Annotated in this window: 7 protein-coding genes; 3 read left to right on the forward strand and 4 right to left on the reverse strand. The window is 43.0% G+C overall.

Annotation, left to right across the window (positions count from 1 at the left end; all coding sequences use genetic code 11):
- Positions 1 to 200 precede the first annotated feature (200 nt).
- Positions 201 to 1,544 (reverse strand): ATP-binding protein, encoded by a 1,344-nt coding sequence (locus tag NJ959_RS22195; RefSeq protein ID WP_254013921.1) that lies wholly within the window; start codon positions 1,542 to 1,544, stop codon positions 201 to 203.
- A 390-nt stretch (positions 1,545 to 1,934) separates the two neighbouring features.
- Between NJ959_RS22195 and NJ959_RS22200 the strand changes: the two genes are divergently transcribed.
- Together NJ959_RS22200 and NJ959_RS22205 are read left to right on the forward strand one after the other, a co-directional pair.
- Positions 1,935 to 2,312, forward strand: coding sequence for a nuclear transport factor 2 family protein (locus NJ959_RS22200; protein WP_254013922.1), 378 nt, complete (start codon positions 1,935 to 1,937; stop codon positions 2,310 to 2,312).
- 33 nt (positions 2,313 to 2,345) lie between these two features.
- Positions 2,346 to 2,936 carry a hypothetical protein gene (locus NJ959_RS22205; protein ID WP_254013923.1) on the forward strand — a complete coding sequence of 197 codons (591 nt, stop codon included), beginning with the start codon at positions 2,346 to 2,348 and terminating at the stop codon, positions 2,934 to 2,936.
- A gap of 185 nt (positions 2,937 to 3,121) precedes the next feature.
- On the opposite strand, the gene NJ959_RS22210 is transcribed toward NJ959_RS22205, so the two are convergent.
- The 3 genes from NJ959_RS22210 to grxC all read right to left on the reverse strand — a co-directional run bounded on the left by NJ959_RS22210 (position 3,122) and on the right by grxC (position 6,158).
- Entirely contained in the window at positions 3,122 to 4,237 is a 1,116-nt protein-coding gene (locus NJ959_RS22210; protein WP_254013924.1) for a Gfo/Idh/MocA family protein, read from the reverse strand.
- Positions 4,238 to 4,556: 319 nt separating this feature from the next.
- On the reverse strand, positions 4,557 to 5,525 hold the full coding sequence (gshB, locus tag NJ959_RS22215; protein WP_254013925.1) for a glutathione synthase: 969 nt from the start codon (positions 5,523 to 5,525) through the stop codon (positions 4,557 to 4,559).
- Between the two features lie 345 nt (positions 5,526 to 5,870).
- Positions 5,871 to 6,158 (reverse strand): glutaredoxin 3, encoded by a 288-nt coding sequence (grxC, locus tag NJ959_RS22220; protein WP_254013926.1) that lies wholly within the window; start codon positions 6,156 to 6,158, stop codon positions 5,871 to 5,873.
- Between the two features lie 723 nt (positions 6,159 to 6,881).
- Between grxC and NJ959_RS22225 the strand changes: the two genes are divergently transcribed.
- Positions 6,882 to 7,787, forward strand: coding sequence for an MBL fold metallo-hydrolase (locus NJ959_RS22225; protein WP_254013927.1), 906 nt, complete (start codon positions 6,882 to 6,884; stop codon positions 7,785 to 7,787).
- Positions 7,788 to 7,826 lie beyond the last annotated feature (39 nt).

The following is a 7,826-nucleotide window of genomic DNA, read 5'->3' on the forward strand; positions in this document are numbered from 1 at the left end:
TCACTCATCTGTTTCACCATCGATATTTAGATTGGTGGCGGTTGAAACCGCGACTACAAAAACAAAGTCTGCCTTCGCAGACTCTCCTAACCCGCGAAGGCGGGTTTTGATTCTCTAGGCGCGACTTCCAGTCGCCAGCTCAATCTGCCAACCCGCGAAGGCGGGTTTTGATTCTCTAGGCGCGACTTCCAGTCGCCAGCTCAATCTGCCAAACCCTTCACTGCCTCTTGAAATTCCGGCAATTTAACAATCAGCGGATTCACATCCACCCATCGATGTTCTTCCCCCTCCTCATCCACATAACAATATTCCAACAAACAACGATTGAACAACAAACGCCTATATTCATCCCCATTCTTCATCCGCTTAGAACGATAAACTTGTGCCAAAATTTGCCACTGATTTCGCTCTTGGCGAAGTTCCTCTTCCACAGCTCGGCGGTAACTATTGCGAGCTTGGGTAATGGCTTTTGCGATCGCATTTTGCGAAATGGGAAACGAATCAGTATAACTAATCGCACTTCGCAGCAACGAAACCAAACTTCGCATGTGTCCCCCACTCATCAAACACAACTGATTTAAACTCGCCTCACTTTCAAATAATTGGGTTTCAATAGACAAATTTCCATCAACTTGTGCGACGCGCTTCTGAATAATTTCTCTAACTTTCTGCAATCCCGGCGCGTAAACATCCCCCTGCGGCGTTTTCACCATCACCATCGGCAAAATTTGCGTGGGATTACCATAAATATCCATCAAATTCGTGGCATTAGCAGAATAAGCCAAGGAAATCGGCACTGTATAAATGGTATGACAATCTAGCGCTTTCAGTTGTTCGCAGCGATCGACAAAAATCTCCTCATGATTCCACCTGCCACTTGCCTCCGGTACAGGCACAATCCGATCTAAATTATCGGCAATAACCACCAACTCGGTGCAGCCTTTTGGCAACTTAAGTTGCGCCTCATTAATAAACTCATTTAATGCCTTAATCAAAGTCACCGTATTCGGATCGACTTTGCGGCGAATTTCCTGACGTAAACTGGGGACTGTGCGCAAATTTGCCGTCAGCTTGGCAAACTGCGTAATCTGCGCCTCCACAGTCAACTTATCGAATTCCACATCCGACATTGCCAAATCCTTTAACTCCCCCCAGCGACTGCCCAACCAATCCAGCAAAGGCGTGGGTTTAGCACTGTCTTTCAGCGCCTCCAACAAGCGGCGAGTACAGCAGAGTAAAATATCTGTATACTGAGTATCTTCCGGCTCAATATCCTCATCATCAGCCGCAAAATACACCACATAGCAGTGATTCTCGCTCAAATAATCCTTCAACCGCATCAATTCCGTCGATTTCCCCGCACCCCGATGTCCTGTATAGAGTTGACAGGTTTTTTCATCGGAGAGAATCAGTTTTTCACCGATATCCCGGCAAATATCCCCATCCCCACGCACACTCTGGCAATTCACATATCGGGGATCTCCTCCTGGAAGCGGGCGATCTGGTTTAAATGTATTGTATAGATCCCGTTTGAAATTTGCCATTCCCGCTCCTTTTGTGGCACGATGATACTCCGTTATTTTATCGTTTCTCCATCCCCATCCTAGAAATTGTCCTTCATTTGGTACTCCTGACGTTTCTCCATCGGGTAATCAATAGTGGGGGTAAACCTGAGAGAGAGAATATACCATTGGGCGCGATGTCCTTGCTGTACGCGCTTTGCGATCGCATAAACTTATGTTTGTGCTACGGTGAGGTGATATCGCTCTTCCGTAGTTACTGTGTTTTTTTATTACAAACAACAGAATACAAAGTACTTGAAAATAATTCAATATCTGGCAATTGCTGTGGTTTTCTTGACGAGATGTTACTAATTAAAATACACATCATTTAAAAGCACGGATTATTCAATTCTAAAATAAAAGGGAGACTCAATGAGCAATCTAATTGAAACAGAAATTATTGAGTGTGAAGAACGTCTCAGACTGGCAATGCTTCACTCTGACGTAAAAGAACTTGATGAACTTCTCGCACCGGAACTTAGATTTACCAGTCACCTGGGCGAGTTAATTACCAAGCAAGACGATCTTGAATTACATCAATCCGGACTAATAAAAATTGAAGCAGTAACACCTTCTGAGCAATATATTAAAATTACTGGCAATGTGGCTATTGTTTTTGTACGATTACGGATAGTGGGGACTTACGCTGGTGCAAAAGCTGATGGTGATTTTAGATTTACACGGATATGGACACTTTCTTCCAATAATACTTGGCATGTAGTTGCTGGTCATTCGACCCTGATAGCCTAGTTGTCCAGAGTTTGACAATAATAATTATATAGTATGATTTGGCGAATCGGATTTAATCTCCTATTAAGTATCGCTATTTTTATCAGTAGCTTAACGCTGTTGTTGAGTATTTATCCCGGTATGATGAACGGGCTTGCGATGTTTATGGGGATTGCATTACTCTGGTTATTGCTGATTGGCGGGATTGCGATTGCTGCTATCGCTCTTTGGTTGAGGCGAGAAGATTCATCAATCAAGTGGGGATGCCGTCGTTTAACGAGAATATTACTCATTCTTACTGTTTCATCTTGTCTACTAAAGTTTTATATACCGCTACGGATTGGATTCTTTTTCTCCCATTCTGCCTTTGAAAGGTGGCTAGCAGCCCATCCTTCCAGCACCAGCAAACCGCAATTGATTGACACTAAATTTGGCATTTACCAAGTTGATGAATATTTCTCTGGTTCCCGTGGCGATAAATATTTCAGAGTTTATAGCCATGGAGATGGATTATCACCTGATACTATTTCCTATGGATTTAGTTATCAACCGAATCCAGAAGGTAGTCCCTTTGGTGCTGCTGGTTATAATATTTATCAATTAGGTGATGGATGGTATTGGTTTAAAACTTCTAATGATTGGTAATCGGGAAAACTAAATAGGTGGATGAATTGAAAATAGGAGGAGAGATACAGCGGCTACCGCTGTTATGAGGTACAGTAGCAGTAATTTTCAGATATGTGAGGTGCAGAGAAACCGGGTTTCTGAGGTGTACTTCATAAACCTGCAATCTGCTGTATGGGTGACATATAGTTTGATGAATTTAGGGACTAGGAATTTCCACCCAAAAATACATCAAAATCCGGCACTTCTACCCAACTACCTGTTTCATGAGATTGATGACTTAAATCCATTAATAGTTGGGAGTAAACCCCTTCTTTAAGTGAAGGAATCATCACCTTACTCGTCTCAATCCCTTCCACCCATCGATCGATTACTCGAATAAATGGAGCTAAACGCCCATCAGGATAAGTCTGAGGAAATTCTAGACGTTTAGGAATTTCCACTTCTGTTAACGGATTCCCTGCTAATCCCGTCCAGAGACGAAACCCATGGACGTAATCTTTCTGGTTATCGCTACCCAAAACTAATGTACCGCGCTCCCCATAAACTTCGATAAAGTGTCCCCTCCCTTGATAGGTAACGGAACTAATACTTAACTGACAGGGCGTACCATCGGCTAATTCCAATAACAATAGACAAGTATCATCCGCATCCACTGGTTTTTTGCAGCCGCCAGTGGTAGGATCGGGACGTTCAGGAATAGCTGTACTCAATTGAGCTACCAATCGACGCACCGGACCAAATAACCAACTAATATAATCAAAAGCGTGAGAGCCTACTGCTCCTAATACTCCTCCTCCCTTATCTTTTTCAGCATACCAATTCCAGGGACGTTGAGTATCGGCACGACTCGATACCAACCAATCAATTTTAATTAGCCGCTTTTTCCCTACATATTCCTCTGCCAAATATTCGGCAAATCTTTGCCATGCAGGTACAAAGCGATATTCAAAATCCATCATAGCAATAACACCATTTGCCGCTGCAATTTGGTAAAGTTCCCGTCCTTCCATTGCCGATAGTGTCATCGGTTTTTCTAGTAACAGATGTTTACCTGCCTCCAACACCTGCTTTGCCATTTCATAATGGAGGAATGGCGGGGTGGAAATGCTGACAGCTTGGACATCTGGTAGTGCGAGTAGTTCATCTATGTTATTGCAAATCTGGGGAATATTATGAGTTTGCGCAATTGCCTTTGCTTTATTAATATCGCGGTGATAAACACATGTTACTTTTGTACTGGGATGAATCTGGAATCCGGGAATGTGGATTTTTTCTCCAAATCCAGTACCGATAATTGCTACACCAATTTCTTTGTTCATTGTTTTTGGTTGTTTGTTGTTTGTTGTTGGTTGTTGGTTGTTAGTTGTTAGTTGTTAGTTGTTAGTTGTTAGTTGTTTTATTCTGGATCATGGGCTTTGGTTAGAGCGGCTTATTTTTTTTTATTGCTGTTTTTTTGTTCTATGATAGCCAAGTAGTATTTTTTTTTATCAGTAATCAGATGATTGTAATTCTTTGCGTACCTTTGCGCATTCCTTTGCGCTCTACTCTGACGAGAAGCCGCTGCGCGTCTATGCGTTAAAAAAAAAAGTCTGTTTCCTAACCAACAACCAATAACCAACAACCAAGAACCAAAAACCATTATCTCTTAGATATTTGTTCCACCCAATCAATCACCTGCTTACCCAAACTTGTACCATTAAGACGGTCAATTTCACGAATACCAGTGGGGCTAGTAACATTAACTTCAGTGAGGTAGCCACCAATGACATCAATCCCCACAAAATATAATCCATCCTCCTGTAACTTCAGCTTTAAACTCTCACATATTTTCTCCTCTTGGGGAGTAATGTCAGTTGCGGCTACTCTACCACCAACCGCCATATTCCCGCGAAAGTCGCTACCAGTAGGAATGCGGTTTAGAGCGCCAATGGGTTCGCCATTAAGTAGAATGATGCGTTTATCTCCCTCTTTAGCGGCAGGTAAATAAGTTTGAACCATGACAGGCTCCCGACCCCATTTAGTGCTAATTTCGATTAAAGAGTTCAAATTGCGATCGCCCGCTTCCAGAAAAAGAATCCCTTCACCTGCCTTGCCACCCAATGGTTTGAGTACGCCTGCGCCTTTTTCCTGGACGAATTTACGAATAACTAGCTTATCTTGAGTCACTATTGTTTCTGGAATTACTTCCTGAAACTGGAGGGCATACATTTTTTCATTAGCACTCCGCAATCCCGATGGACTGTTAATTACTAAGGTTTTTTCTGGGTTAATGTAGTCGAGAATATAAGTAGTATAGAGGTAATGAATAGTGACTGGGGGATCGGTACGCATGAAAACAGCATCCATCTCTTCTAGAGAGTGCCAGACGCTATCAGATACTGTATACCATGGTTCGCTAACTTGCCAGCGCCCTTCTACTAATTCCACTGGCTTTAACTGTACCTCCTGCAAAAGTCCCCAAGCCTGACTTTTCACCACCATCAACTTCTCAGCTTGAGTAACCCAAACTTCATGACCCAATAGTTGTGCAGCTTCCATAAGAGCTACACTGGTATCGTGACTGGGGTCTAGTTTTGAGATTGGGTCAATAATAAAGGCAAATTTCACAAATATCTCCCGTAAGTAAAGTAATTGAGCAATGAATTATCGCAGATAATTTCCATAAAATTGATCTGATGCTAATCGCTAATCGCTAACAGAACTTACGCCAACTATATCAGGACTTACGCAAAATCTGTCACTAAACTCCATATATAGTAGGTGCGTTACATAACGCACCCTACAGATAGCCTAAATCCGTCAGTCCTATATATGTAGGGTGTGTTACGTTTCGTAACGCACCAGTAAAAGTATCCATAGCCTAGTTGCGTAACTTTTAGCTATTAGTAAAGCTAAAAATAGTAGCGATTAGCGATTAGCAGTTAGCCATTTAAGCAACAGCCTGATTTATAACTAGGAACTTACATTATTAACAGATGTGCCCGTTTGCAATAGGGGATCTAACTCTCCGCGATAGTCGAGATCGAACAGATCATCACATCCGCCAATATGTCGATCGTTGATAAAAATCTGGGGGAGGGAACTACCCCCATTGGCTCGCACTGCCATAGTCTTCCTGGCTTCTTCATCGCCATCAATACAGTATTCAGTAAACTCAACGCCTTTGTCATTCAATAATGCCTTAGCACGGATACAAAACGGGCATCGGCTCCAAGTGTAGATTTCAACTTTTGGTTCCATAGTGTCCTTGGCAGGCTAGTGGTTAGTGGTGAGTGGTTAGAGATAAACTACCAATTACTCTCTTCTCCATTCTCCACTTATTCGGCAACTTCAGAACAAAGCATATTCACAAGCGATTGAAAGTGATATAAATCACATCCTTAAAGCAGATCGAGGACAAGACAGGTTGGAGCTACAACTGCTACGCTAATTAAAGCGAGAATAGTAGCTGCTCAAGCCTTTATATCCTGAAACAGGAATTGGCATCCCCCATCGGAGCTGTTACCCTCAACTCCAAGTAGTGACTCAGCTAATTCGTGCAACTACCCCTCGCAGAACCCAGGGAATTACCTCCAAAGAAAATATATGAGTATTGTGAGGATGGATCGAATGTAAGACAACTGTTGTCTTGAGATATTAAAAATTTATCCTAGCTGATCCCAGTCCAATTTTCCTATAGAGTAGAGTGAACCCTCTAACTGGAAAAGGGAGGGTTAGTAATACTGTAAACACTCACAGATAATGATGAGGCTTGAGCTGGTGAATCCCCAAAAAATATTTACGCTCCGCTCCTACAGCGGTTTTGATATTTGATGCACTACCCACTGATAATGAGAATGATGAGAGTTACTTCAGGGACGAGGCTAGGGAAAAATAATCCTTGGGAGTGAAATGAAGATCGCTGTAATTAACCTGGTAAAACATTAATAGTTGATTGCCTGGAAAAGCCTGGAAGGAAACATTATGTCTAGTACACAAAACAACTTATTTACAATTCACTTTTGGGGTGTTAGAGGGAGTATCGCCTGTCCTGGACCGGAAACGGTTCGCTATGGCGGCAATACCCCTTGTGTGGAAATGCGAGTCGGTGGTGAACGACTGATTTTTGATGGTGGTACGGGTTTGCGCGTCTTGGGGCAATCACTATTGTCGCAGATGCCAGTGGAAGCCTCGATCTTTTTCACCCACTCCCACTGGGATCACATCCAAGGATTTCCCTTCTTTATCCCAGCATTTCTCAAGGGAAATAGGTTCAATATTTACGGAGCGATCGCGCCAAATGGTTCTACCATTAAAGAGCGCCTCACTGACCAAATGCTAGACCCCAATTTTCCTGTTCCCTTACGGGTCATGCAAGCCGATTTGAGGTTTAATGAACTGGAAATTGGTAAGCCAGTACAAATTGGCGAAATTATTATAGAAAATGCTCTGTTGAATCATCCTGGTGAAGCTGTCGGTTATCGCATCAATTGGCGGGGCTATTCTGCTGCCTATATTACTGATACTGAGCATAGACCAGAGGGGTTAGATCCCAATGTCCTCAAACTGGCACAAAATGCTGATGTGATGATTTACGATGCCACCTACACCAATGACGAATACTACAGCAGCGCAACTCCCAAGCAAGGTTGGGGACATTCTACCTGGGAGGAGGCAGTCAAGGTGGCTAAAGCCGCTAATGTGAAAAAATTAGCAATCTTCCACCACGAGCCGCTCCATAATGATGATTTCCTCGATCGCGTCGGCGACGAAGCCTCTGTCCATTTTCGCAATACCATTATGGCTCGCGAAGGTCTCTCAATTTCCTTGATAGAGTCGAATGGCGTAAACTCAGTTCCCCTTCCACAAGAGGATCAGGTTTTTGTTTGATTTTGGCAAGGGGGACAAGGGGGACAAGGGGGACAAGGG

This window comes from Limnofasciculus baicalensis BBK-W-15 (genome assembly GCF_024178385.1).
Taxonomy (GTDB): Bacteria; Cyanobacteriota; Cyanobacteriia; order Cyanobacteriales; family Coleofasciculaceae; genus Limnofasciculus; species Limnofasciculus baicalensis.